This window comes from Kutzneria sp. NPDC051319 (assembly GCF_040682195.1).
Classification (GTDB): Bacteria; Actinomycetota; Actinomycetes; order Mycobacteriales; family Pseudonocardiaceae; genus Kutzneria.
Genome location: NZ_JBFBAM010000021.1, coordinates 58,365 through 80,551, shown reverse-complemented (window position 1 = coordinate 80,551; position 22,187 = coordinate 58,365). Strand labels below are relative to the sequence as shown.

The 22,187-nt window shown below is 69.9% G+C and carries 23 protein-coding genes, 1 tRNA gene and 1 pseudogene; 14 read left to right on the top strand and 11 right to left on the bottom strand.

The annotated features are described in order from the left end of the window. Positions 1 to 16: 16 nt before the first annotated feature. The 10 genes and pseudogenes from AB0M73_RS22520 (at position 17) to AB0M73_RS22475 (ending at position 8,913) form a co-directional block, all read left to right on the top strand. On the top strand, positions 17 to 1,198 hold the full coding sequence (locus tag AB0M73_RS22520; protein WP_363893360.1) for a polysaccharide deacetylase: 1,182 nt from the start codon (positions 17 to 19) through the stop codon (positions 1,196 to 1,198). 119 nt (positions 1,199 to 1,317) lie between these two features. Then, the gene (pqqA, locus tag AB0M73_RS22515) at positions 1,318 to 1,449 is read left to right on the top strand and encodes a pyrroloquinoline quinone precursor peptide PqqA (protein WP_063753550.1); all 132 of its coding nucleotides are present in this window, start codon (positions 1,318 to 1,320) and stop codon (positions 1,447 to 1,449) included. 89 nt (positions 1,450 to 1,538) lie between these two features. Beyond that, complete coding sequence (pqqC, locus tag AB0M73_RS22510; RefSeq protein ID WP_363893356.1) at positions 1,539 to 2,213, top strand: pyrroloquinoline-quinone synthase PqqC; 675 nt, start codon at positions 1,539 to 1,541, stop codon at positions 2,211 to 2,213. Beyond that, on the top strand, positions 2,210 to 2,476 hold the full coding sequence (pqqD, locus tag AB0M73_RS22505) for a pyrroloquinoline quinone biosynthesis peptide chaperone PqqD (protein ID WP_363893353.1): 267 nt from the start codon (positions 2,210 to 2,212) through the stop codon (positions 2,474 to 2,476). The genes pqqC and pqqD overlap by 4 nt, the downstream gene beginning before the upstream one ends. Continuing rightward, a complete protein-coding gene (gene pqqE, locus AB0M73_RS22500) occupies positions 2,469 to 3,545 on the top strand; it encodes a pyrroloquinoline quinone biosynthesis protein PqqE (protein WP_363893350.1) in 1,077 nt (358 codons plus the stop codon). The genes pqqD and pqqE overlap by 8 nt, the downstream gene beginning before the upstream one ends. Next, positions 3,542 to 4,426, top strand: coding sequence for a pyrroloquinoline quinone biosynthesis protein PqqB (gene pqqB / locus AB0M73_RS22495; RefSeq protein ID WP_363893347.1), 885 nt, complete (start codon positions 3,542 to 3,544; stop codon positions 4,424 to 4,426). The genes pqqE and pqqB overlap by 4 nt, the downstream gene beginning before the upstream one ends. Before the next feature lie 265 nt (positions 4,427 to 4,691). After that, on the top strand, positions 4,692 to 6,317 hold the full coding sequence (gene dnaK / locus AB0M73_RS22490; protein WP_363893344.1) for a molecular chaperone DnaK: 1,626 nt from the start codon (positions 4,692 to 4,694) through the stop codon (positions 6,315 to 6,317). Further along, positions 6,314 to 6,544 (top strand): annotated as a pseudogene (locus tag AB0M73_RS22485) (MerR family transcriptional regulator); the annotation flags it as partial. The gene dnaK and the pseudogene AB0M73_RS22485, both read left to right, overlap by 4 nt. 61 nt (positions 6,545 to 6,605) lie before the next feature. Beyond that, complete coding sequence (locus AB0M73_RS22480) at positions 6,606 to 7,250, top strand: response regulator transcription factor (protein ID WP_363893341.1); 645 nt, start codon at positions 6,606 to 6,608, stop codon at positions 7,248 to 7,250. A gap of 100 nt (positions 7,251 to 7,350) precedes the next feature. Continuing rightward, positions 7,351 to 8,913 carry a Na+/H+ antiporter gene (locus tag AB0M73_RS22475; protein ID WP_363893478.1) on the top strand — a complete coding sequence of 521 codons (1,563 nt, stop codon included), beginning with the start codon at positions 7,351 to 7,353 and terminating at the stop codon, positions 8,911 to 8,913. An 11-nt stretch (positions 8,914 to 8,924) separates the two neighbouring features. On the opposite strand, the gene AB0M73_RS22470 is transcribed toward AB0M73_RS22475, so the two are convergent. Further along, positions 8,925 to 9,830: an alpha/beta hydrolase gene (locus tag AB0M73_RS22470; RefSeq protein ID WP_363893338.1), complete on the bottom strand. Its 906-nt coding sequence runs from the start codon at positions 9,828 to 9,830 to the stop codon at positions 8,925 to 8,927. A 187-nt stretch (positions 9,831 to 10,017) separates the two neighbouring features. Here AB0M73_RS22470 and AB0M73_RS22465 point away from each other — a divergent pair, with 187 nt between their 5' ends. Both AB0M73_RS22465 and AB0M73_RS22460 read left to right on the top strand, forming a co-directional pair. Beyond that, the gene (locus tag AB0M73_RS22465) at positions 10,018 to 10,479 is read left to right on the top strand and encodes a hypothetical protein (protein WP_363893335.1); all 462 of its coding nucleotides are present in this window, start codon (positions 10,018 to 10,020) and stop codon (positions 10,477 to 10,479) included. Then, positions 10,476 to 10,922 carry a hypothetical protein gene (locus AB0M73_RS22460; protein WP_363893332.1) on the top strand — a complete coding sequence of 149 codons (447 nt, stop codon included), beginning with the start codon at positions 10,476 to 10,478 and terminating at the stop codon, positions 10,920 to 10,922. Before AB0M73_RS22465 ends, AB0M73_RS22460 begins: the two co-directional genes overlap by 4 nt. A 70-nt stretch (positions 10,923 to 10,992) precedes the next feature. Here AB0M73_RS22460 and AB0M73_RS22455 read toward each other — a convergent pair. The 5 genes from AB0M73_RS22455 to AB0M73_RS22435 form a co-directional block, all read right to left on the bottom strand. Further along, positions 10,993 to 11,067: transfer RNA gene (locus AB0M73_RS22455), tRNA-Leu, on the bottom strand. Positions 11,068 to 11,181: 114 nt separating this feature from the next. Further along, positions 11,182 to 12,294, bottom strand: coding sequence for a hypothetical protein (locus tag AB0M73_RS22450; protein ID WP_043719286.1), 1,113 nt, complete (start codon positions 12,292 to 12,294; stop codon positions 11,182 to 11,184). A gap of 2 nt (positions 12,295 to 12,296) precedes the next feature. After that, positions 12,297 to 12,419 carry a hypothetical protein gene (locus tag AB0M73_RS22445; RefSeq protein ID WP_255360895.1) on the bottom strand — a complete coding sequence of 41 codons (123 nt, stop codon included), beginning with the start codon at positions 12,417 to 12,419 and terminating at the stop codon, positions 12,297 to 12,299. A 156-nt stretch (positions 12,420 to 12,575) separates the two neighbouring features. Further along, positions 12,576 to 13,901, bottom strand: a complete 1,326-nt coding sequence (locus tag AB0M73_RS22440; RefSeq protein WP_363893327.1) for an NAD(P)/FAD-dependent oxidoreductase — start codon at positions 13,899 to 13,901, stop codon at positions 12,576 to 12,578. Positions 13,902 to 14,077: 176 nt separating this feature from the next. Further along, entirely contained in the window at positions 14,078 to 14,776 is a 699-nt protein-coding gene (locus AB0M73_RS22435) for a uracil-DNA glycosylase (protein ID WP_363893324.1), read from the bottom strand. A gap of 19 nt (positions 14,777 to 14,795) precedes the next feature. Here AB0M73_RS22435 and AB0M73_RS22430 point away from each other — a divergent pair, with 19 nt between their 5' ends. Next, a complete protein-coding gene (locus AB0M73_RS22430) occupies positions 14,796 to 16,253 on the top strand; it encodes a peptidase S10 (protein ID WP_363893321.1) in 1,458 nt (485 codons plus the stop codon). 112 nt (positions 16,254 to 16,365) lie between these two features. After that, positions 16,366 to 17,331, top strand: coding sequence for a hypothetical protein (locus tag AB0M73_RS22425; protein ID WP_363893318.1), 966 nt, complete (start codon positions 16,366 to 16,368; stop codon positions 17,329 to 17,331). Positions 17,332 to 17,407: 76 nt separating this feature from the next. Here AB0M73_RS22425 and AB0M73_RS22420 read toward each other — a convergent pair whose 3' ends face one another. From AB0M73_RS22420 to eno, 5 genes are all read right to left on the bottom strand, one after another. Then, on the bottom strand, positions 17,408 to 18,358 hold the full coding sequence (locus tag AB0M73_RS22420; protein ID WP_363893315.1) for a Ppx/GppA phosphatase family protein: 951 nt from the start codon (positions 18,356 to 18,358) through the stop codon (positions 17,408 to 17,410). Positions 18,359 to 18,376: 18 nt separating this feature from the next. Next, a complete protein-coding gene (locus tag AB0M73_RS22415; RefSeq protein ID WP_363893313.1) occupies positions 18,377 to 19,600 on the bottom strand; it encodes a hypothetical protein in 1,224 nt (407 codons plus the stop codon). 204 nt (positions 19,601 to 19,804) lie between these two features. Then, complete coding sequence (locus tag AB0M73_RS22410; protein ID WP_363893475.1) at positions 19,805 to 20,275, bottom strand: DUF501 domain-containing protein; 471 nt, start codon at positions 20,273 to 20,275, stop codon at positions 19,805 to 19,807. A gap of 20 nt (positions 20,276 to 20,295) precedes the next feature. Then, on the bottom strand, positions 20,296 to 20,856 hold the full coding sequence (locus tag AB0M73_RS22405; protein WP_363893310.1) for a cell division protein FtsL: 561 nt from the start codon (positions 20,854 to 20,856) through the stop codon (positions 20,296 to 20,298). Then, positions 20,856 to 22,142, bottom strand: a complete 1,287-nt coding sequence (gene eno / locus AB0M73_RS22400) for a phosphopyruvate hydratase (protein WP_363893307.1) — start codon at positions 22,140 to 22,142, stop codon at positions 20,856 to 20,858. Before eno ends, AB0M73_RS22405 begins: the two co-directional genes overlap by 1 nt. Positions 22,143 to 22,187 lie beyond the last annotated feature (45 nt).

Here is a 22,187-nt window from a genome sequence, read left to right as displayed (position 1 = left end):
CGTCGTCTCAACCGTCATGGGGCTCAGGCAGAGGTGGGGTTGGCTGACCACCGCGGTGGCGATGGTGCTGGCCGTGGTGGTCGTGATCGTGATGGGACAGGGATCGGGGCAGCGCACCACGTCGCAGGCGGGACCGACCACCACGACCACCAACCCGGGGCCGATCACACCGGCCGGTCAGGCCACCTCAGCCGGCCCCACGCCGACGCTGCCCGCGCCGACCGGCGCCCAGCCGGCGTGGATGCACAAGCTCAAGGCGGGCGAGAAGCCGCCGCAGTTCATCATGTTCTCCTTCGACGGCGGCGCGTCCGGGGCGCACTGGGCGAAGGTGCTGCCGATCGCCGAGCGGACCGGTGCCAGGGTGACCGCCATGCTGTCCGGGCCGTACCTGATCCCCGACCACGAGGGCACCGAGTACACCGGGCCCGGGCATCCCAAGGGGGCCAGCGAGATCGGCTTCGGCGGCTCGGACGCCGACATCAAGGCCCGCGTCGAGTACCTCAACCGCGCGCTGGCCGACGGCATGGAGTTTGGCACGCACTACAACGGCCACTTCTGCCAGGGCGTCGAGCCCAGCGTCGGCGCGTGGTCGACCGCGGGCTGGAACTCGGAGCTGGACCAGTTCTTCTCGTTCCTGCGCGAGATCGACGGCAAGGGCCTGAAGATCACCCCCGACATGATCAAGGGCGGCCGCACGCCGTGTCTTGAGGGCAACTGGGACCAACTGTTCCCGTCGATGAAGGCGCACGGTTTCGTCTATGACACCAGCCATGTCTCATTCGGCGTGACCTGGCCGACCGTCGACCGCGGACTGTGGGAGTTCCCGCTGCCCGAGGTGCGGGTGCCGGCGCTGGACAAGAACGTGGTGATGATGGACTTCAACTTCTGGTACCTGCTGGACGGGGCCAAGGAGGGCGACGACGCGCGGGGGCCGGAGTTCACGCCGATCGTGCTGGACACCTACCGCTCGGTGTACCAGACCGTGTTCAACGGCAACCGGGCCCCGCTGGTGATCGCCAACCACTTCAACGACTGGGCCGGCGGCGCCTTCTCCGGCGCGGTCGAGCAGTTCATGGGCGAGACGTGCGACAAGCCGGAGACCGTGTGCGCCACATACTCGCAGGTGATCCAGTGGCTGCAGCTGCAGGACCCGGCCGTGATCGACTCGCTGCGCGGGCTGCCGGCGGCGCACAACTGAGCCGGTCGTCCGACGAAAGTCGGGGTGTGGACGGTCGGAAGGTGTCTAGCCGGGAGCCGTAGAAAGGGCTTACTGTGGAGATCCGCCGCGCCCTTGCCCAGCCGTACAAGGAGTGAGCGATGTCCGCAGCGAAGACCGTCAAGCGCGCCGAGAAGGCCGTCCGCAAGGCCGCCCGCCGCACGTGGGTGAAGCCCGACTTCAACGACTACGACACGCCGATGGAGGTCACCGCGTACGCCGCGCGGGTCTGACCTGTCAAGGGGTTCCCGTTGGAAAGGACCATTCCTCTCGTTGAACGTGAGGAATGGTCCTTTCACCCACGCCCATCGAGGAGTCGATCATGCTGGCGGCCGAGGACTTCATCGCCGAGCTGCGCGCGCTGGCGCCGCGGTACTGGCACGACCACCCGTTCCACCTGCGCCTGCACGAGGGCAGCCTCAGCCGTGACGAGCTCCGGCTGTGGGCGGCCAACCGCTGGTACTACCAGCGTTGCCTGCCGCAGAAGGACGCCGCCATCCTGGCCAACTGCCCCTTGCCGCAGGTTCGGCGGCACTGGATGGAGCGGATCGTCTACCACGACGGCAGCCGTGACGGCGAGGGCGGCGCGGAGAACTGGCTGCGCATGGCCGAGGCCGTCGGGCTGGACCGGTCCGAGGTGCTGGACGAGCGGCATGTGCTGCCGGGCGTGCGGTTCGCCGTCGACGCCTACGTGAACTTCGCTCGCACCAAACCGTGGGTGGAGTCCATCGCCTCCGGGCTGACCGAGATGTTCTCCCCCGGGCTGATGAAGCGCCGGCTGGCCGACATGCGGGAGCGGTACCCGTGGATCGGCGAGGAGGGCTTCGCCTACTTCGTGTCCCGGCTGACCGTGATCGCCGGCGAGGGCAAGTCCACTTTGGACATCGTGGTGGAGCACGCCCGGACGCGGGAGCAGCAGCAGGCCTGCGTGGCCGCCCTGGCCTTCAAGTGCGATGTGTTGCAGGCGATCCTGGACGCCGTGGACTACCACTCATGACGTCGTTGGACTCCGTTCCCCGGGTGCGCCGCGGTGTGCGGTGCACGTACGACAAGACCCGGGACAGCGACGTCGTGCTGTTCCCGGAGGGTGTGCTGCTGTTGAACGAGACCGCCGCCGCCGTGGTGTCGCGGTGCGACGGCGCGTCCAGCGTCGGCGACATCGCCCTGGCGCTGGCCGACGAGTTCGACGGCGTGCAGCCCGATGACGTGATCGAGCTGGTTGATCGGTTGGTGGCGCGACGGGTGGTGGACGTTGACTGAGGCTCCCCTGGGCTTGTTGGCCGAGCTGACCCACCGGTGCCCCCTGCACTGCCCGTACTGCTCCAATCCCGTCGAGCTGGTTCAGCGTGCCGACGAGTTGGACACCGTCACGTGGCAACGGGTATTCGACGAGGCTCGGGAACTCGGGGTGCTTCAGGTGCACCTTTCCGGGGGGGAACCGTTGGCCCGCCCCGATCTGCCCTCGTTGCTGGCCCACGCCAGCGGTCTCGGCTGCTACACCAATCTCGTCACCAGCGGCCTCGGTCTGACCGCTCCTCGCCTGGCCGATCTGGTCGACCGCGGGCTTGATCACGTGCAGCTGTCCGTGCAGGACTCGGATCGCTTGAACGCCAACCTGATCGCCGGGGTCAAGGGTTACGACCGCAAGCTGGCTGCCGCCGCGTTGATCAAGGGCGCCGAGCTGGCGCTGACCGTGAACGCCGTGCTGCACAAGGCCAATCTCGACCACATCGGCGGCATCATCGCGCTGGCCGAGCAGATGGGCGCCGATCGCCTGGAGCTGGCCAACACCCAGTACTACGGCTGGGCCCTGCGCAACCGCGCCGCCCTGCTGCCCACCCGTGCCCAGCTCGCCGCCGCCCTGCCCGTGGTCCAAGCAGCCCAGCAGCGGCTGGCCGGTCGGATGGAGATCGTGTACGTCGTCGCCGACTACCACGAGGCCAATCCCAAGCCCTGCATGTACGGCTGGGGTTCTCGTCAGCTCACCGTCGCCCCCAACGGCGACGTGCTGCCCTGCCCCGCCGCCAGTGTGATCACCTCATTGCCCGTGCAGAACGTGCAGCGGTCTTCGCTGTCCGAGATCTGGTACGACTCCCCCACGTTCAACGCCTACCGTGGCACCTCGTGGATGCAGGAGCCGTGTCTTTCCTGCCCCCGCAAGGAGATCGACTTCGGCGGCTGCCGGTGCCAGGCCTTCCAGCTCACCGGCGACGCCGCCGCCACCGACCCCGTGTGCACGCTGTCGCCCAATCATGGCCTGGTGCAAGAGATCCTGGGCACGGAGATCGCCCCTTCGCGCCCCGCCTTCGCCATGCGGCGGTCCGTGTGAGGGTTGTCGTTCTCGGCACCGCCGCCGGCGGCGGCTTTCCCCAGTGGAACTGCGCCTGCGCCCTGTGCGTCCGCGGCCGCTCCGGCGCTTTGCCCTCCCGCACCCAGGATTGCCTTGCCGTCAGCGGCAACGGCGTCGACTGGTGGCTGCTCAACGCCTCCCCCGACATCCGGGTACAGCTCTTGGCCTGTCCCGACCTCGCCCCCGGTCCCGGCCGCCGCGACACCCCTGTCCGCGGCGTCCTGCTCACCTCCGCCGAGCTCGACCACTCCCTCGGCGTCTTCTCCCTCCGTGAGGGCGGCGGGCAGCACCTCTACGCCCCGGCCAACGCCGTGACCGCCCTCCGCTCGCCCCTCGGTCTCGGCCCCGTCCTCGACCTCTACGCCGGCTGGTCCTGGCACTCCGTCCCCTTCGGGGAGCCCTTCGAGCTGGCCGGCCTCATCGCCACCGCCCACCCCGTCGGCGTCAAACGCCCCAAGTACGCGCCCGAGCTGCCCGGGCCCTGGGTCGTCGCCTATCGCCTCCACGACCCCTCCACCGGCGGCACTCTGCTCTACTCCCCTTGCCTCGCCACATGGTCCGCCGACTTCGAGGCGCTGCTGTCCGGCGTCGACTGCCTCTTCCTCGACGGCACCTTCTGCTCCCCCGACGAGATGGGCGTCCGCACCGGCCATTCCAAGGGCCAGTCGTCGATGGGCCACATCCCCGTCCTCGGCGATTCCGGCAGCCTCGAGCAGCTACGCCGGTTTCCCGGCATGCGGCGGATCTACACCCACCTCAACAACACGAACCCTTTGCTGGACCCCGAATCCCCGGAATCGGCGGAGATCACCGCCGCGGGCGTCGAAGTGCTGCCCGACGGCACCGCCTTCACGCTGTGACGAGGGATTTGCCCATACCGGATCGAGTCCACACCACGACATCGACCGGGCGGGGATGTTCGGCGGTCCACCGGCGATACATCCGGACCGCGACGTCCTCCGAACACCACCATCGCTCGCATGGGCCCGACGCCTCCGCGACGATCGGCAGCCACAGGCGCCCCTGGGGCAGCCCAGAGTTGAGCCCAGCCGACTAAGGTTTGTGCATTGAGCGGGATGCTAGCCGCATAGTTGACTCCAAGATGCTCAACTCTGGAGGGTGGCCATGGCGCGGGCGGTCGGCATCGATCTGGGGACGACGAACTCGGTGGTGGCGGTGCTCGAAGGCGGGGAGCCGAGGGTGATCGCCAACGGGGAGGGGGCGAGGACGACGCCGTCGGTGGTGGGGTTCGCCCGCAATGGCGAGGTGCTGGTGGGGCAGCCGGCGAAGAACCAGGCGGTGACGAACGTGGAGCGCACGGTCCGGTCGGTGAAACGGCACATGGGCACGGACTGGCGGCACGGGGAGCACACGGCGCAGGAGATCGCGGCGAGGGTGCTGATGAAGCTGAAGCGGGACGCGGAGGCGTACCTGGGGGAAGAGGTCACGGACGCGGTGATCACGGTGCCGGCGTACTTCGGGGACGCGCAGCGGCAGGCGACCGAGGAGGCGGGGCGGATCGCGGGCCTGAACGTGCTGCGCATCGTGAACGAGCCGACGGCGGCGGCGCTGGCCTACGGCCTCGAACGGCAGGAGCAGACGATCCTGGTCTTCGACCTGGGAGGCGGCACCTTCGACGTCTCGCTGCTGGAGCTGGGCGACGGGGTGGTGGAGGTCAAGGCGACGAGCGGGGACAACCACCTGGGCGGGGACGACTGGGACCAGCGCGTCGTGGACTGGCTGCGCGGCCGCGTCGCGGTGGATCTGACGAAGGACAAGATGGCGATGCAGCGGCTCCGGGAGGCGGCGGAGAAGGCGAAGATCGAGCTGTCGGCGACCACCTCGGCGACGGTCAACCTGCCCTACATCACGGTGGACGGGGACAAGAACCCGCTGTTCCTGGACGAGACGATCAGCCGCGCGGAGTTCGAGCGCATCACGAAGGACCTGCTGGACCGGTGCCGCGAGCCGTTCGAGAACGTGCTCAAGGACGCCGGCCTGCGGGCCGAGGACATCGATCACGTGGTGCTGGTGGGCGGCTCGACGCGGATGCCGGCGGTGGTGGAGCTGGTCACCGAGCTGAGCGGCCGGGAGCCGAACAAGGTCGTGAACCCGGACGAGGTGGTGGCGCTGGGGGCGGCGTTGCAGGCGGGGGTGCTGAAGGGCGAGGTGAAGGACGTCCTGCTGCTGGACGTCACGCCGCTGTCGCTGGGCATCGAGACGCTCGGCGGCGTGATGACCCGGCTGATCGAGCGCAACACGACGATCCCGACCAGCCGCACCGAGGTCGTCACGACGGCAGGGGACAACTACACGTCCATCCCGGTGCAGGTCTACCAGGGCGAACGCCCCATGACGGCGGACAACCGGCGGCTGGGCATGGTCGAGTTGACGGGCCTCGCGCCGGCGCCGAGAGGGGTGCCGCGCATCGAGGTGCGCTTCGACATCGATGTGAACGGCATAGTTCAGGTGTCGGCCAAGGACCTCGACACGGGCGCGGAACAGTCGATGACGGTCACGGGCGGGTCGGCGCTGCCGAAGGCGGAGATCGACCGCATGATCCGGGAGGCGGCGGAGCACGCGGAGCGGGACCGCCTGCGCCGCGAGGAAGCGGAGCTGCGCAACACGGCGGAATCGTTGCTGCACAACGCGGATGCGTACCCGCCGGAGCAGATCGCGGCGGTGCGCAAGGCGTTCGACGACGGCGACATGGACGCACTCAAGGCCGCCTTCGCAGCGATGCGCCCATGACCGAGGACCGGCCGGTGCACTCGATCTCGGCGGCGGCCGAGCTGGTCGGACTGCACCCGCAGACGTTGCGCACGTACGAGGCGCACGGCCTGGTGCGTCCGTACCGCGCGGACAACGGCCAGCGGCGCTACTCGGCCCGTGACATCGAACGACTGCGCCAGATCCGGGACCTCTCGCGGCGCGAAGGGATCAACACCGCCGGCATCCGCCGCATCATCGAGCTCCAGGAGCTGTTGCTACGACTGCAAACCGCACTCGGCGGGCGGTGACCTGTGGTTAGCTCGCCCCGTGCGTGTTGTCATCGCGGAAGACCTGCTGCTGCTCCGGGACGGCCTGATCCGGCTGTTGGAGGCGCACGGCTTCGAGGTCGTCGCCGCCGTCGAGTCCGGGCCGGAGCTCAAGGCCGCCCTCACCGAGCACCAGCCCGATGTGGCCGTTGTGGACGTCCGGCTGCCACCGACCTTCACCGACGAGGGGCTGCGCGCGGCCATCGAGGCCCGCCGGACCAGGCCGGGCCTGCCGGTGTTGGTGCTGTCCCAGTACGTCGAGCAGCTCTACGCCCGCGAGCTGCTGTCGGACCGCAGCGGCGGCGTCGGCTACCTGCTCAAGGACCGGATCTCGGACGTGAAGCAGTTCCTGGACGCGGTGCGCCGCGTGGCCGACGGCGGCACGGCGATGGACCCCGAGGTGGTGGCCCAGCTGCTGAGCAGCCGCGAGCGTGACGCCCCGATCACCTCGTTGACGCCGCGGGAGAAGGAGGTGCTCGGGCTGATGGCGGAGGGCCGCTCCAACGCCGCGATCGCCGGCCGCCTGTTCGTCACGGAGAAGGCGGTGGGCAAGCACACCAACAACATCTTCACCAAGCTCAACCTGCACCAGCACGAGGACGACAACCGCAGGGTGCTGGCGGTGCTGGCCTACCTGAACGGCTGATCCACCCGATCGGGTGGCGCGCCAGGTAGGGTTCAGGGCGGTGTGCCGGGAAGTCTGGTCGGCGGTGGTTTCGGTGACCCCGGCGAAAGGCGTGCCAGCGATGCAGAGCGTGGAGACGATCCTTCTGCTGGTGGTGCTGGCCACCGTGGTCGCCACGTTCGCCCGGCGGCTGAGCATTCCCGCGCCGTCGCTGCTCGTGGTGGCCGGTGTCGTGGTGGGGCTGCTGCCCGGGGTGCCGGAGGTCCGTGCGACGCCGGAACTGGTCAGCCTGGTCGTGTTGCCGCCGCTGATCTACGCGGCCGGCGAGGAGATGCCCTGGCGGGACCTGCGCGCGGTCTGGCGGCCCGTGACCGTGCTCGCGATCGGCCTGGTGCTGGCCTCGGCCGGCGTGGTCGGGTTGGTGGCGGCGTTTGTCGCGCCGCTGCCGGCGAGCATGGCGTTCGTGCTGGGCGCGGTGTTGGCCAGCACCGACCCGGTGGCGGTGAGCGCGCTCGGGAGACGGCTGTCGCTGCCGCCCAGGATCCAGGTGCTGGTGCAGGCCGAAAGCCTGTTCAACGACGCGACCAGCCTTGTGCTGTTCCGGCTGGCCGTGCTGGCGGCGATCGCCGGCGGGGCGGTCTCGTTCGAGTCCGTGGCCAGCGAGTTCGTGGTGCTGGCCGGCGGCGGCCTCGTCGTCGGTCTGGTGGTGGCGGGCGGTATCTGGCTGATCCGGCGGCGGACCGCGGATCCGGTGCTGGAGACTGTGATCGCGCTGATCAGCCCGTACTCGGCGTACGTGCTCGCGGAGACCATCGGCGGCTCGGGCGTGACGGCCGTGGTGGTGTGCAGCGTCGTGCTCGGCGCGCAGACGCCGAAGCTCACCACCGCGCACATCCGGCTCCAGATCGACGCCGTGTACGGCACGGTGATCTTCATCCTGGAGAGCGCCGTGTTCGCGCTGATCGGGCTCCAACTCCCTTATCTGGTACGGGCGTTGGCCGGCTCGGATCCGGGCTGGCCGTGGCAGGCGCTGGTGATCACCGCCGCGTTGATCGTCATCCGGTTCCTGTGGATCTTCCCGCTGGGCTGGATCATGCAGCTGAGGCGGGGAAACCGCCGCCTCAACTGGCGAACGTCCACAGTGGTCTCCTGGGCCGGGGCCCGGGGCGTGGTGCCGCTGGCCGCCGTGCTGTCCATCCCGCTGCTGACCGACGACGGCCAACCGGTGCCGCAGCGCGACCTCGTGCTCGCACTGGCCACCACGGTCATCGTGATCACGTTGGTGGCTCAGGGCTTCACGCTCGCGCCGCTGGTCAAGCGGGCCGGCATCGCCCGCACTCCGGCCGAGGCCCGCAAGGAGCAGGAGATCGCCAACATGCGGTTGGCCGAGGCCGGTCTCGCGCACCTGGAGCAGCTCTACGACCTCGAGACCGTGCCGCACGAAGTGCTCGACCGGGCCCGACAGGGGCTGCTGGCCCGCATCGACCACGGCAGCGACACCCCCGAGGAGCCGCCCGGCTCATCGGCCGCGACCGTCTACCGCCAGCTGCGCCGCGAGCTGCTCGCCGTGGAAATGGCCGAACTGACAAGGCTTTTCGACGGCGGCGACATCGACGACAGCACCCGCCGACGGTTGCAGCGCACGCTGGACCTGGAGGATGCCCGCCTGGGCGACGACCCGTGAACCCGGGAGGCTCAGGCGCCGATGTAGGTCAGCAGGAACTCGGCCACGCCCAGGACGGCCGCGGTGGATTCGGGGATGTCCGGCACGAACAGGTGCCAGAAGTGCATGAGATCGGGCCATATCTCCAGGTTCGCCCGGCCGCCCGCGGCCAGCACGCCGGCGACCAGCGTCCGGGCGTCGTCGACGAGGACCTCGCGGTCGCAGGCGTGCACCATGAGCGGCGCGAGGCCGGAGAGGTCGGCGAACAGGGGCGAGGCCAGCGGCTCACGGGGATTGGCCCCGCCGAGGTAGTCGACGGCGCAGGCAAGCGCTTGGGCACGGCTGTAGATGGGGTCGTCCTCGGCGAACTTCTCGTACGACTCGCCGCTGGCGGTGAGATCGAACAGCGGGCTCAGGCAGGCGCCGGCGGCGGGCTGCGGTAAGCCGAGGTCGCGGGCCGCGAGCAGGGCCGAGACGACCAGGCCGCCGCCGGCGGTGTCGCCGAGCAGCACCACCCGCCCCGGCGAATATCCCTCGGCCAGCAGCCATTTGTAGGCCTGCACAACGTCTTCCACCGCGGCCGGGAACGGGTGCTCGGGCGCGAGGCGGTAGTCGGGCAGCAGCACCGGCATGCCCATCACGGTCGCGAACTGCGAGGCGAAGCCGCTGAACGCCGCCGCCGAGCCGGCTCGAAAGCCGCCGCCGTGCAGGTAGAGCAGCACCCGGTCCATCGCGCCACCCTGCGGCCGCACCCACACCGCCGGGCAGCCGCCCGCGTCGGTCCGCCCCGTCATCACGCCGTCGGCCAGCGGGATCGCGCCCAGCGCCAGGTCCATCGATTCGCGTGCCTGCCGCACGCCGGCCGGGCCGGCGGCGGGCTCGGGCCGTGGACTGGCCCGGATCGCCGTGAGCAGCGCCTCGAACTCAGGACTGGGCATCGCGTCATCTCTACGGGAGCAGGGAGACGAACCTACATCAGCCAGGTACCAACTCCGTGACGCCCGTCACCAGGCCGAATGAATGTCCGCGACACGCCGCCCACCTGCTTGACGTTTCACGTGAATCACACTTGCAAGTAATGAAAACAGCGCCCATAATCGGTAGTCGAGACACGGGGAGGTAGTCATGTCGGTGGCCGCCGAAAAAGAGCAGACCGAGCGGCTGCTGGCCAACGTCGAGGCGATCGAGGAGGTCGCCGGCACGCTGCCCAGCGGTGCGCCCGGGCGCAGCAAGCTGTACGACGTGGCCGACAACCTGTTGGCCTCGGCCATGCCGATCCGGCCCGTGGTGGCCGCCGACCTGCTCGACCTGACCGAGAAGACGGTGCGGGCCTGGGCCAGCGAGGGCGTGCTGCTGGTCAGCGAGCAGGAGCCGACCATGCGGCTGGAGCCGCGCCGGGTGCACGAGGTGATGCACCTGGTCCGGGAGATCCGCCGCATCGGCCGCACCCGCGGCCTGCTCGACGAGGTGCACCGCCGGCTGAGCGACCAGGCCCTGCTCGAACGCGAGGATCTGACCGAGAGCCTCGACCAGGTCGTCCGGGGCGAGGGAACGATCGTGCGCGCCGGGACGACGATCACTGAGTGATCGAAGTAGTCGAGACCCGCGTCGCCTCGGCGCAGGCCACGCTGCTGCGTGGACCGGCCCGCAAGGCGTACGAGTCCTTCCTTGACGACCTCGCCCACCGCGGCTGCGCCGCCCTGGGCTACCGCGTCACGGGCCCCGCGCCGCTGCCGAGACTGTGCGTGCGCCACCTGCGTGACAACGACCGCGTCGTGGTCGCCTTCGAGGGCGCCACCCGGGCCTGGATCGTGCTCGTCGGCCCGCACGAGCAGACCGACCCCGGCCGCAACGTCTACGACGCCCTGTACCAGCTGGCCGGCACCTGGCCCACCGACAACACCCGCCGCACCAAGCCCAGCTGCTGCGATCCCCGCACCGGAACGCCCCCGTCGGCCGACCCCGAGGTGATCGACGACCTGGTCCGCCGGGCCCGCGCGCTGGCCCGCGGCGGCCGCCGTCTCTGGTGACTCAGCAATCCGCGGGCTTTCCCCCAATGGGTGAGTGCCAACGTTCCGCGATCGGGTTAATTACGCTCTGTGCCCCCGATCGGACTCGAACCGACACTCTGACCCTTTTAAGGGGCCTGCCTCTGCCTGATTGGGCTACGGGGGCGTGGGGAGCCTAAGCCGTGGGACAGCCCAAGGTCAGGTACTTACAGCCAATTGAGACCCTGTTCGCCCACCCGGCGGATCGCCACGGCATCCGGTGGAGGTACAAGCCCACAGGTCAACGGCCCCGATCGGCGGCGAGCAGCTCGCCGAAACGCACGGCCACCCACTCGTGCACGGCGTCGGACACGTCGGTGCTGCCGGCGCGGTGCTCGAACCAGCGCCAGTCGCAGTTGACGTTGACCTCCAGGAAGACGTGCTCACCGTCGACGAGCAGCAGATCGAAGGCGGCGACCTGGAGCCGCCAGTGGCGGGCCAGCGCCAGCAGCCGGTCGCCCAGCCCCTCGGGCACGTCGGTGGGCTTGACCGAGACGTTGTCGGGGTCGACCCACAGCTGGGCGGGGTCGTACTTGTCGACCTGGTAGCCGATGAGCCGGTCGCCCACGACGAAAACCCGCAGTTCGGTGTCGGCGGCGAGGTACTGCTGCACGATCACCGGCGCGGTCTCGGGCACGTCGCCGGCGCGGGAGGTGTCCAGCGGCCGGGGGAACAGGCCGTGCTGGACGCCCGGGCGCGGCTCGACGAGATGCCGCCCGGCGGTCTTGACGATGCACTGGCCCCCACCGGGCCTGCTCCGCCCGGGCTGGGTCGTCACGGCCGTCCTGGGCGTCCTCAGCCCGAAGGCGGCGGCATCGGAGAGCTGGATGAGACGGTTCAGATGCCCGGTCGCCCGCGCGGGGTTCACGTGGGCCCACTCGCTGCGCTCGGTCAGCCAGCCGGCGACGGTGCCCCACTGGTCCAGCGCGTAGGCGCCGCTGATCGTCCGCGGGTCGACGGGCATGGCCGTGAGCTCGAAGTGCCGGCGCCAGACCAGCAGCGGCCGCAGCAGCCAGCGGTTGAGTTCGATGAGGGGCGTGTCGGTGTAGATCGTCAACGCCAGGTCGAGGCAGCGGTCCACGTCGATGCGGGCCATCCGGATGCCCCGCTCGGCCAGGGCGATGGACAGCTCGTTCATCTCCATGTCGGCCGACCGGGCCAGCACCAGCACGCACGGCGAGGGCTCGCCGGTGTCCTCGACCATCTCGAGGCGGTGGATCTGCTCCTGGAAGTCGAAGCAGCCGCTGGGCGCCCGGAACACATAGTCCTGGCCCTGGAGCAGCAACGGGGTGGGACGGGCGGGGAGCATCGGCTGGGGCGGGCCGTCCGACTGGGCCCGCCCAGCGCCGATCATGCTCAGTCGTCCTTCTTGCTGCGGGAGATCCGCTCCGCGCGTGCGTACTCGGCAGCGAACTCCGCGAGCGCCTGGTCCTCGATCTCGCCGCTGCGCAGTTGCGCGGCCAGGTCCTCCATCGACATCGCGGTCACCTCTTTCCCCGAAGGCGCATCACACGTTCAGGCGATCCGCCCCGGGTAGTTTCGGGACCCGCCTAACGCAATGTCAAGACGACTGACACAGATCATAGCCCATTCGGCGGATCAAGCCCGGCGTGTCGTACGCCGATAGCTACTTTCTCAGCTCTTCGTGACCCGATCGAACTCGGCCCGCGGGTCGTTGATCTGACCCAGCGAGACCACCTCGCGCTTGAGCACCCACGAGCCCAGCCAGTCGAAGGCCACCCGCACCTTGCGGTTGAACGTGGGCATCCGCGACACGTGGTAGGCGCGGTGCATGCCCCACGCGACGAAGCCCTTGGCCTTGATGCCGTAGACGTCCGCGACACCCTTGTACAGGCCGAGGCTGGCCACCGAGCCCGCGTACTTGTGCAGGTACGGCGTGGGCTTGCGGCCGCGCAGCACGGCCACGATGTTCTTGGCCAGCTGGTTGGCCTGGCGCACGGCGTGCTGGGCCGACGGGCTGCACGTGGCGGCCGGGTCGACGTCGGTCTTGGACAGGTCCGGCACGGCGGCGTTGTCGCCCGCCGCCCAGGTCCCGTCGAGACCCTGCACCTGCATGGTGGCCGTGCAGATCACCCGTCCACGCTGGTCGAGCGGCAGATCCGTGTCGTTCAGGACCGGGTTGGCCTTCACGCCGGCGGTCCAGATGATGGTGTCGCTGTCGAACTCGGTGCCGTCGTCGAGGACGACGTGGCCGCCCTCCATCGTCTTCACGCGGGTGTCCAGGTAGCACTCGATGCCGCGGGCCTCGAGCTCCTTGACGGTGTAGACGCCCAGGCTGTCGCGCACCTCGGGCATGATCCGGCCGGTGGCCTCGACCAGTACCCAGCGCATGTCGGCCGGGTCGAGGTTCTCGTAGTAACGCAGCGCGTAGCGGGCCATGTCCTCGAGTTCGGCCAGCGCCTCGATGCCGGCGTAGCCGCCGCCGATGACCGTGAACGTCAGCAGGCGCTTGCGGATGTCCGCGTCGTCGGTGGTGGACGCCAGGTCCAGCCGCGACAGCACGTGGTTGCGCAGGTAGATGGCCTCGCCGATGGTCTTGAAGGCGATGCCGCGGTCGGCCAGGCCCGGGATCGGCAGCGTGCGGGCCACCGAGCCGAGGGCGACGACCAGCACGTCGTAGGGGATCTCCTCGACGTGGCCGTCGGTCATCGTGACGGTGGCGACCTTGTCGGCGTCGCTGATCTTGGTGACCCGGCCGGTCAGCACGTGGCACTTGCGCAGCACCCGGCGCAGCGGCACCACCACGTGGCGCGGCTCGATGGAGCCGGCAGCGGCCTCGGGCAGGAACGGCTGGTAGGTCATGTGCGGCTGCGGGTCGACAACCGTGACCGACGCTTCGCGGGACCTCAGCTTCTTCTGCAGGCCCAACGCGGTGTACATGCCGACGTAACCGCCGCCGACGATCAGGATCCTCGCGGGTTCCGACTTCACTGCCGCCATACCCGCAATGGTCGCACCCGTCGCCAGGGGCCGCCGTCCACAACCGGCCCGATGTGACGGCCGTCCCCCGTGAGCATGATCACTGTGCGTGCCCGCGACGCCGGTGTTGACGGCTTGATCCCGGTTGGCCGAATCGGTTCACCGACCGAACGGCCCAGAGCTGGCGCATCCTACGGTCACTCTTGGTCATCTGCGACCACCATCGCGCGGCGGAACACGTCCCGCACCATCTCCTGGGTCAGCCGTCCGGTGAAGGTGTTGTGCGGGCTGACGTGGAAGCAGCCCATGAGGGTCAGCGGAGCGCCGCCGTCGGTCGCCGGCAGCCGCACCTCCACGCCGTGACCGAACTTCGGCCGCGGCTTCGGCACCGTCCAGCAGGCGGCGCTCAGCACCGGCAGCAGCGCCTGCCAGCCGAACGCCCCAAGCACCACCACCGCCCGTAGCGTCGGCCGCAGCAACTCCAGCTCCTGCGCCAGCCACGGCCGGCAGTTGTCCCGCTCCTCCGGCGTCGGCTTGTTCTCCGGCGGCGCGCACCGCACCGGCGACGCCATCCTCACGTCCACCAGCCGCATGCCGTCATCCCTCGACACGGCGTGCGGCTGCGAGGCCAGGCCCACCGCGTGCAGCGCCTCGAAGAGGAAGTCGCCGCTGCGGTCGCCCGTGAACATGCGGCCCGTTCGGTTCGAGCCGTGCAGCGCCGGGGCCAGGCCGATCACCGCGATGCTCGCGTCGGCGGGGCCGAACCCCGGCACCGGCCGTGACCAGTACTCCTCGTCGCGCGCCCGGCTCTGCGCCGCCGCGCCCTCACGCCAGGCCACCAGCCTCGGACACCGCCGACAGTTGACGAGCTCGCTGTCCAGATCTCGTAGATCCACGGTGGTTAGGGTTCCACTCATGGCAGGCAACGACGAGCAGAAGCCCAGCGAAGACCCGACCGACGACCTGGCCACCAGCCAGCACTCGATCACCGCCGGCGGGCGGGCGCTGGAGTACACCGCGACCACCGGGCGCATCGTGCTGCGGCAGGAGAAGCACACCGACGGCGCCTTCGACGGCAACGTCGCCAAGGCCGAGGTGTTCCTCACCGCGTACACGCTGGACGGCGCCGACCCCGCGCGACGGCCCGTGACCTTCGCGTTCAACGGCGGCCCCGGGTCCGCGAGCGTGTGGCTGCACCTCGGGCTGCTCGGGCCGCGCCGCGTGGTCAGCGGTGACGTCGGCGCGATGACCCCGCCGCCGTACGAGCTGGTCGACAACGCCGAGACCCTGTTGGCCGAGAGCGACCTGGTGTTCATCGACCCGGTGTCCACCGGCTTCTCACGGGCCGTCAAGGGCGGCAAGCCCGAGGAGTTCCACGGCTTCGCCGCCGACATCGAGTACATCAGCGAGGTCATCCGGCTCTGGACCTCGCGCAACGACCGCTGGATGTCGCCCAAGTTCATCGCCGGCGAGTCCTACGGCACCACCCGCGGCGTCGCCATCGCCGAGCGGCTGCAGTCCAAGTACGGCATGTACTTCAACGGCCTCATGCTCATCTCCACCGCGCTGGACTTCAACGCCCTGGACTTCAGCGAGGGCAACGAACTTCCTTACGCCCTCTTCCTTCCCACCTACGCCGCCATCGCCCACTACCACGGCCTGCACGGCTCGCGCCCGTTGTCCGAGGTCGTCGCCGAGGCCGTCGAGTTCGCCAACCGGGACTACCTCTGGGCCCTCGTCCAGGGCTCCCGCCTCTCCACCGCCGACCGCCAGTCCATTGTGGACCGCACTGCCGCCCTCACCGGCCTCTCCACCGACTACGTCGACGCCGTCAACTTCCGTATCGAGCACATTCGTTTCTTCACCGAGCTTCTCCGCTCGCGCCGGCTCACCGTCGGCCGCATCGACGGCCGTTTCACCGGCTGGGAGGCCGACTACGGGCGTGAGCACTTCAGCCACGACCCCTCCATCAGCGCCATCACCGGTCCTTACGCCTCCGCGCTCAACCACTACCTGCGAGGGGAGCTCGGTTACGCCAACGACCTGCCCTACGAGGTCCTCTCCAGCCGCGTGCAACCCTGGTCGTACAAGGACTTCGAGAACGCCCACGTCACCACCGCCGACAAGCTCTCCTCCGCCATGCGCGCCAACCCCCACCTCCGCGTGCACATCGCCGCCGGCTACCACGACGGCGCCACCCCCTTCGCCGGCAGCGACCACGTCGTCGCCCACCTCGCCATCCCCGCCGAACTCGGCGCCAACATCGACCTCGCCTACTACGAGGCCGGCCACATGATGTACATCCACGAACCCAGCCGCCTCCAACAATCCGCCGACCTGGCCCGCTTCATCCGCACCTCCTCCAACCGCTAACCCACCGCCACTTTGCCGTTCGGAAGGGACCATTCCTCCACTCCGAGTGTAGGAATGGTCCCTTCACACCCGGTCTCCCGAGATTGTCAGGGGGTCACGGCAGCATCGAGGCATGGAACGAACGAGCTGGTCCTCCCACGCGGACGAGTTGATCAATGAGAGCCACGATGGCGTCATCCGCGTACAGAAACTGCTCAAGCTAGGCATACCTGAATCGACCTCATATAAGCGATGTCAACCCGGCGGACCGTGGCGCTGGCTACTGCCTGGAATCATCCTGCTGTCGACCGGTGAACCGACCAGGCAGCAACAGGTCGAGGCAGCTCTACTGCACGGCGGACCTGATGCCATAGTCACCGGGTCAGAGGCCGCACGCAGACACGAGCTCGCTCGACTGCTGCCAGATCCTTCGGTCCATCTGTTGGTTCCACACAGCCGCCACATCCGTACCGCCGGCTTCGCCCTCGTCGAACGCACGATCCACATGCCTGAGCCGGTATGGCGCGACGGCATCCCGCTGGCCCCGCTGGACCGCGCTGTTCTCGACGCGGCGAGGCGCTGGCGCAAGGTCGATCCGGTCCGAGCACTGCTCAGTGAGGCAGTGCAGCGAGGACGGTGCAGACCCGCAGAGCTACTTGCGGAGCTGAACACGGGCAGCCGTCGGGGGTCTGCCCTACCGCGACGAGTCCTCGACGAGGTCGGCGCGGGTGTGCACTCCGTCGCCGAGGCTCACGGACTTCGTCTCTGGAGAGCGTCAAAGCTACCGAAGGCTATGTGGAACCTGCCCGTCTACGACGGCTCCGGCCGGTTCATCGCGGTCCCGGACGCCTGGTGCGACGATGTGGCACTGGCGTGGGAGATCGACTCGTTCGAATGGCATCTCAACGCCAGGGGATATGCCAAGACGGTTGCTCGCAACACGCGTTACGCCACGGCAGGCATCGTGGTGGTGCAGACCCTGCCGTCGCGCCTCCGCGACGACCCCGAGGGAGTCATCGCCGAGTTGCGTGCCGCCTACTCGGCTGCCAAAGCACGGCCACGGCCTGCCGTGCAAGCACGCCCTTCCAGTGTTGCTTGAGGCTGTCCGGTGGTGAGAAGGGACCATTCCTACACTCCGAGTGGAGGAATGGTCCCTTCCGAACAACCAAGCGGGGTTACTTGAGGAGGGAGAGGGCTATGCCGTCGAGGATGTCTTTTTCGCTGACGGTGAGGTGGGTTATGGCGGCGTGGGTGGAGAGGTGGTCGGCGAGGACACGCAGGACGATGGCGCCGCCGCCGATGACGTCCACGCGGCCGGGGTGGATGGTGGGGACGGCGGCGCGCTGGTCGTGGGTCATGGCCAGGAGGCGGTCGCCGACGGAGTGGATCTGCTCGGTGGACAGGGTGGAGAGGTGCGTGGAGAGCACGTCGTACTGGGGGAGGTCCTGCGCGACGGCGGAGAGGGTGGTGACGGTGCCGGCGACGCCGATCCAGGTGCGGGCCTTGGCGACGGGGACGGCGTCGAAGGCGGACTGGAGGACGGAGGCGGCCAGGGCGGAGGCGGCGGCGATCTCCGAAGGGGTGGGAGGGTCGGACTGGAGGCAGCGCTCCGTGATGCGGACGCAGCCGATGTCCACGGACTGGGCGGCCTCGACGCCGGACTCGGAGCCGAGGACGAGTTCGGTGGAGCCACCGCCGATGTCGACAACGAGGAAGGGGCCGTCGGCGGGGTCGCAGTCGCCGACGGCGCCGGTGAAGGAGAGCCGGGCCTCCTCGTCGCCGGAGATGACCTCGGCCTCGACGCCGAGGACGTCGCGGGTCATGGCGAAGAAGTCGTCACGGTTGGCGGCGTCGCGGGTGGCGGAGGTGGCGACCATGCGCACGGCCTCGACGCCCTTGCGGCGCAACAGGGCGGTGTAGTCGACGAGGGCGACCCGGGTGCGCTCGATGGCCTCGGGGGCGAGCCGGCCGGTGGCGTCGACGCCCTGCCCGAGCCGGACGATCCGCATCTCGCGATGGACGTCCCGCAGCGAACTCGATCCGTCGTCCTGGACGGTGACGTCGGCGATGAGCAGACGGATCGAGTTCGTCCCACAGTCGATGGCGGCCACCCGCGAGTGCTTCATGCCGCCAACGCTAGTCGGTCAGCTGGCCACCGAGGTCGCGCTGGGGGTCGGCGAGTGCGTGGTGGTGGGAGTGGGGCAGCCGGGCGGCACCGGCGTCGTGGAGGTCGGCGCGGCGGTGCTGGTGGGCGTCGAGGTCGGCGCGGTGGGGCACGTCGGCGTCGTCGTGGTGGTGGTCGTAGTCGTGGTGGTGGTCGTCGAGGTCGAAGTCGACGTGGAAGTCGAGGTCGAGGTCGACGTGGTGGTGTCGGTGGGCGTCGTCGTGGTGGTGCCCGTCGGCGTGGTCGTGGTGGTGCTCGTGGGCGTGCCGGGGTCCGTCGGGGTGGTCGACGGAGGCGCGGGCGGCGCGGGCGGCGGGCCGACGAAGGGAGCCTTCGGGATGGGCTGGACGATCGGGACGTCGGTCAGGTTCGGCAGCGACTCGACGCCACTGGCGTACGAGGTGGCCCACGCCAGCACGTTGGCCACGTAGGCGTCGGAGTGGTTGTAGCCGAACACGGCGGCCGAACGCTGGGCCGGGTTACGCATGTCCCCGCCGCTGGCGCACAGGTAGTTGGCGGCGGCGAAGGCGGCGTCGTAGATGTTGTTCGGGTTCGCGGTGCCGTAGTTCTTGGCGTTGGAGACGGCCGCGTACTGCGCCCATGTGGCCGGAATGAACTGCATCATGCCGACGGCACGGTCGTAGGTGGTGTCGAAGTCCCACTGGCCGTGGTCGGTGTCGTAGATGAGGGCGAAGCCGCCGCTGCCGTCGAGCCGGGGCCCGAGGATGGGCGAGAGGGTGTTGCCCTGGGCGTCCACGGCACCGCCGCGGGCGTGGCCGGACTCGATGCGGCCGATGCCGGCCAGCAGCGCCCAGTCCAGGTGGCAGTTGGGGTTGCGGGCGGCTTCGAGCTGCTCGGCCCGCTGGTAGGCCTGTAAGGCGGCGCCGGGGATGCCGAGGGGCCCGTTGGGCAGGCCGCCGAGCTCGGAGGAGCCGTCGGCGTGGGCCGGGTCGCCGATGTCGGTGTTGAGGTCGGGGTCGACGGAGTTCTGCTGCGGGAGCTGGCCGGTCGCGCCCAAGGGGTTCTTGGTGCCCTGCGCCGGGCTGGGCGTCGAGTGGGCGGTGTTCACCCAGGTGAAGGTGGCATCACCGGCGAGGACCAGGGGCGCGAGCATCGCGGTGACGGCCGCGGCCGCCCGCCATCGCCGCTGGGGTGCGACTCGCGCGGGCTTGGCAGTCCGGGCTCGAACGCTGTGCACACCCACGCGGATCCACGCTCCTCGTCTCGATCACATGACCCAGATGCGATCGTCGCCTACACGCCGTTAGCTCACGGTCAGCCTGCCCCAGACCCGGACGAGTGTCACTTCGTTGACGGATATTTGCACCTCGGGGAGGCATGACTAGCCCATATGGTGCACACAGCGTCACCAGAGGTGTCACCAACGTACAGCTATTGGCGGGTGACGTCAGGCGCAGTCGCCAGCCGGCCAGTCCGAGGCCAGTGCCGCGAGGGCCTCGTCGCCGAACGGGTTGACGCCCGGGCCGCAGGCGAGCGCGTGCGCGATGTGCACGTGCAGGCACTTGACCCGGCTGGGCATGCCGCCGGCGCTGACCTCGGTGCCCAGCGAGTCGATGGCGTCGCGCTCGGCCAGGTATGAGCGGTGCGCGGCCAGGTACCGGGCCGCCAGCTCTTCGTCCTCGGCCAGCCGCGCGGTCTGCTCCCGCATCATGCCGTCCGCCTCCAGCCTGCTGGCCAGCGCGGTCAGCCGGGGGCAGGTCAGGTAGTACAGCGTCGGGAACGGCGTGCCGTCCTCCAGCCGCGGCGCGGTCTGCACGACGGAGGGGTGGCCGCTGGGACACCGGTGCGCGATGGCCCGGAGCGCGCGCGGCGGACGGCCGAGCTGCTGGGCGATCACCTCCCGGTCCAGCTCGGTGATCGCTTCCCTGATCCCCGCCGTCACGAGCCACTCCCGGTGATCGAATCCCACAACTGATCGAACCAAGGCCGGCCCGACGCCTGCTGCTGCGGCGAGCCGTGCTGGCCGCCCTGCTGCCCGTCGCCGGGCAGCTGCACCGTGTACGGCGTCTCCCCCGGCATCACCATGCCCAGACGGCTGCGCGCCTCGGCCTGGATCTGCGCGGGGTCGGCCAACTGCTGTTTGCGCTGCTCCAGCTGTTCGGCCTGCTGTTGCAGCTTGGCCTGCTGGGCCAGTTCCTGCTGCACCTGCGCGTGCTGCGTCAGGTACGTCCGCAGCGGCACCGCGATGGACAGCGCCAGGGCGCAGACGACCATCGCCAGCACCGCGGCCTGCCTGGTGGCCGACAGCCCGAACGCGCCGCCGGTGCGGGTGCGGCCCGTGTCCTGGCGGGACGTGCTGCGGCGCGGCCGCGGGGCCGGCTGGTCCTGCTCCGCGGCGGCCGGCTTGGCCGCCGCGCGGCGAGCACGGTCGGGCCCGCGGCGCTGGCTGGACGTGTCCTGCCTGCGCCGGGGCTGCCGACCGTGCTCGCGCTCGGGCATCAGGCCTCGGCGGTGAACCGCGGGAAGGCCAGCTCGCCGGCGTAGCGGGCGGCGTCACCGAGGGTCTCCTCGATGCGCAGCAGCTGGTTGTACTTGGCGGTGCGCTCGCCGCGGGCCGGGGCGCCGGTCTTGATCTGGCCGACGCCGGTGGCCACCGCGAGGTCGGCGATGGTGGTGTCCTCGGTCTCGCCGGACCGGTGGCTCATCATCGAGCGGTAGCCGTAGGAGGTGGCCAGCGCGACCGCGTCCAGCGTCTCCGACAGCGTGCCGATCTGGTTGACCTTCACCAGCAGCGCGTTGGCGGCGCGGCGGGAGATGCCCTCCTCCAGGCGCTCCGGGTTGGTGACGAACAGGTCGTCGCCGACGATCTGCACCTTGTCGCCGAGCTCGGCGGTCAGCTGCACCCAGCCGTCCCAGTCGTCCTCGGACAGCGGGTCCTCGATGGAGACCATCGGGTACGAGCTGACCAGGTCGGCGTAGTACGCGGTCATCTGCTCCGCGCTGCGCTTGGACTGCTCGAAGGTGTAGGCGCCGTCCGAGTAGAACTCGGTGGCGGCCACGTCCAGCGCCAGCGCCACGTCGCGGCCCAGCTTGTAGCCGGCCTTCTCGACGGCCACGGCGATCAGGTCCAGCGCCTCGCGGTTGCTGGACAGGTTGGGCGCGAAGCCGCCCTCGTCGCCCAGGCCGGTGGCCAGGCCCTTGCTCTTCAGCACGGACTTGAGGGCGTGGTAGACCTCGACGCCCCAGCGCAGGCCCTCGCGGAAGGACTCGGCGCCGATCGGCGCGATCATGAACTCCTGGATGTCCACGTCGGTGTCCGCGTGCGAACCGCCGTTGAGGATGTTCAGCATCGGCACCGGCAGGATGTGCGCGTTGGGGCCGCCCAGGTAGCGGAACAGCTCCAGCCCGCTGGACTCGGCGGCGGCCTTGGCCACCGCCAGCGAGACGCCGAGGATGGCGTTCGCGCCCAGGCGCCCCTTGTCCGGGGTGCCGTCCAGGTCGACCAGCTTCTGGTCGACCACCCGCTGCTCGACGGCCTCGATGCCGACCAGCTCGGGGCCGATCTCGTCGAGGACGGCGGTGACGGCCTTCTCCACGCCCTTGCCGTTGTACCGGGTCGTGTCGCCGTCACGCAGCTCGACGGCCTCGTGCTCACCGGTCGACGCGCCGGAGGGCACCGCGGCCCTGGCCAGCGTGCCGTCGTCCAGCGCGACCTCTACCTCGACGGTCGGGTTGCCTCGCGAGTCCAGGATCTCGCGCGCGCCGACCTGCTCGATGACCGCCACAACAGCTCCTATCCAGCGTTCAGGGGCTCATCCCACAACCAGCCT

Coding starts and splice junctions, on each gene's coding strand:
- AB0M73_RS22520 (WP_363893360.1), top strand. CDS start 17: ATGGGGCTCAGGCAGAGGTGGGGTTGGCTGACCACCGCGGTGGCGATG.
- pqqA (WP_063753550.1), top strand. CDS start 1,318: ATGTCCGCAGCGAAGACCGTCAAGCGCGCCGAGAAGGCCGTCCGCAAG.
- pqqC (WP_363893356.1), top strand. CDS start 1,539: ATGCTGGCGGCCGAGGACTTCATCGCCGAGCTGCGCGCGCTGGCGCCG.
- pqqD (WP_363893353.1), top strand. CDS start 2,210: ATGACGTCGTTGGACTCCGTTCCCCGGGTGCGCCGCGGTGTGCGGTGC.
- dnaK (WP_363893344.1), top strand. CDS start 4,692: ATGGCGCGGGCGGTCGGCATCGATCTGGGGACGACGAACTCGGTGGTG.
- AB0M73_RS22475 (WP_363893478.1), top strand. CDS start 7,351: ATGCAGAGCGTGGAGACGATCCTTCTGCTGGTGGTGCTGGCCACCGTG.
- AB0M73_RS22470 (WP_363893338.1), bottom strand. CDS start 9,830: ATGCCCAGTCCTGAGTTCGAGGCGCTGCTCACGGCGATCCGGGCCAGT.
- AB0M73_RS22465 (WP_363893335.1), top strand. CDS start 10,018: ATGTCGGTGGCCGCCGAAAAAGAGCAGACCGAGCGGCTGCTGGCCAAC.
- AB0M73_RS22450 (WP_043719286.1), bottom strand. CDS start 12,294: ATGATCGGCGCTGGGCGGGCCCAGTCGGACGGCCCGCCCCAGCCGATG.
- AB0M73_RS22445 (WP_255360895.1), bottom strand. CDS start 12,419: ATGTCGATGGAGGACCTGGCCGCGCAACTGCGCAGCGGCGAGATCGAG.
- AB0M73_RS22440 (WP_363893327.1), bottom strand. CDS start 13,901: ATGGCGGCAGTGAAGTCGGAACCCGCGAGGATCCTGATCGTCGGCGGC.
- AB0M73_RS22430 (WP_363893321.1), top strand. CDS start 14,796: ATGGCAGGCAACGACGAGCAGAAGCCCAGCGAAGACCCGACCGACGAC.
- AB0M73_RS22425 (WP_363893318.1), top strand. CDS start 16,366: ATGGAACGAACGAGCTGGTCCTCCCACGCGGACGAGTTGATCAATGAG.
- AB0M73_RS22420 (WP_363893315.1), bottom strand. CDS start 18,358: ATGAAGCACTCGCGGGTGGCCGCCATCGACTGTGGGACGAACTCGATC.
- AB0M73_RS22405 (WP_363893310.1), bottom strand. CDS start 20,856: ATGCCCGAGCGCGAGCACGGTCGGCAGCCCCGGCGCAGGCAGGACACG.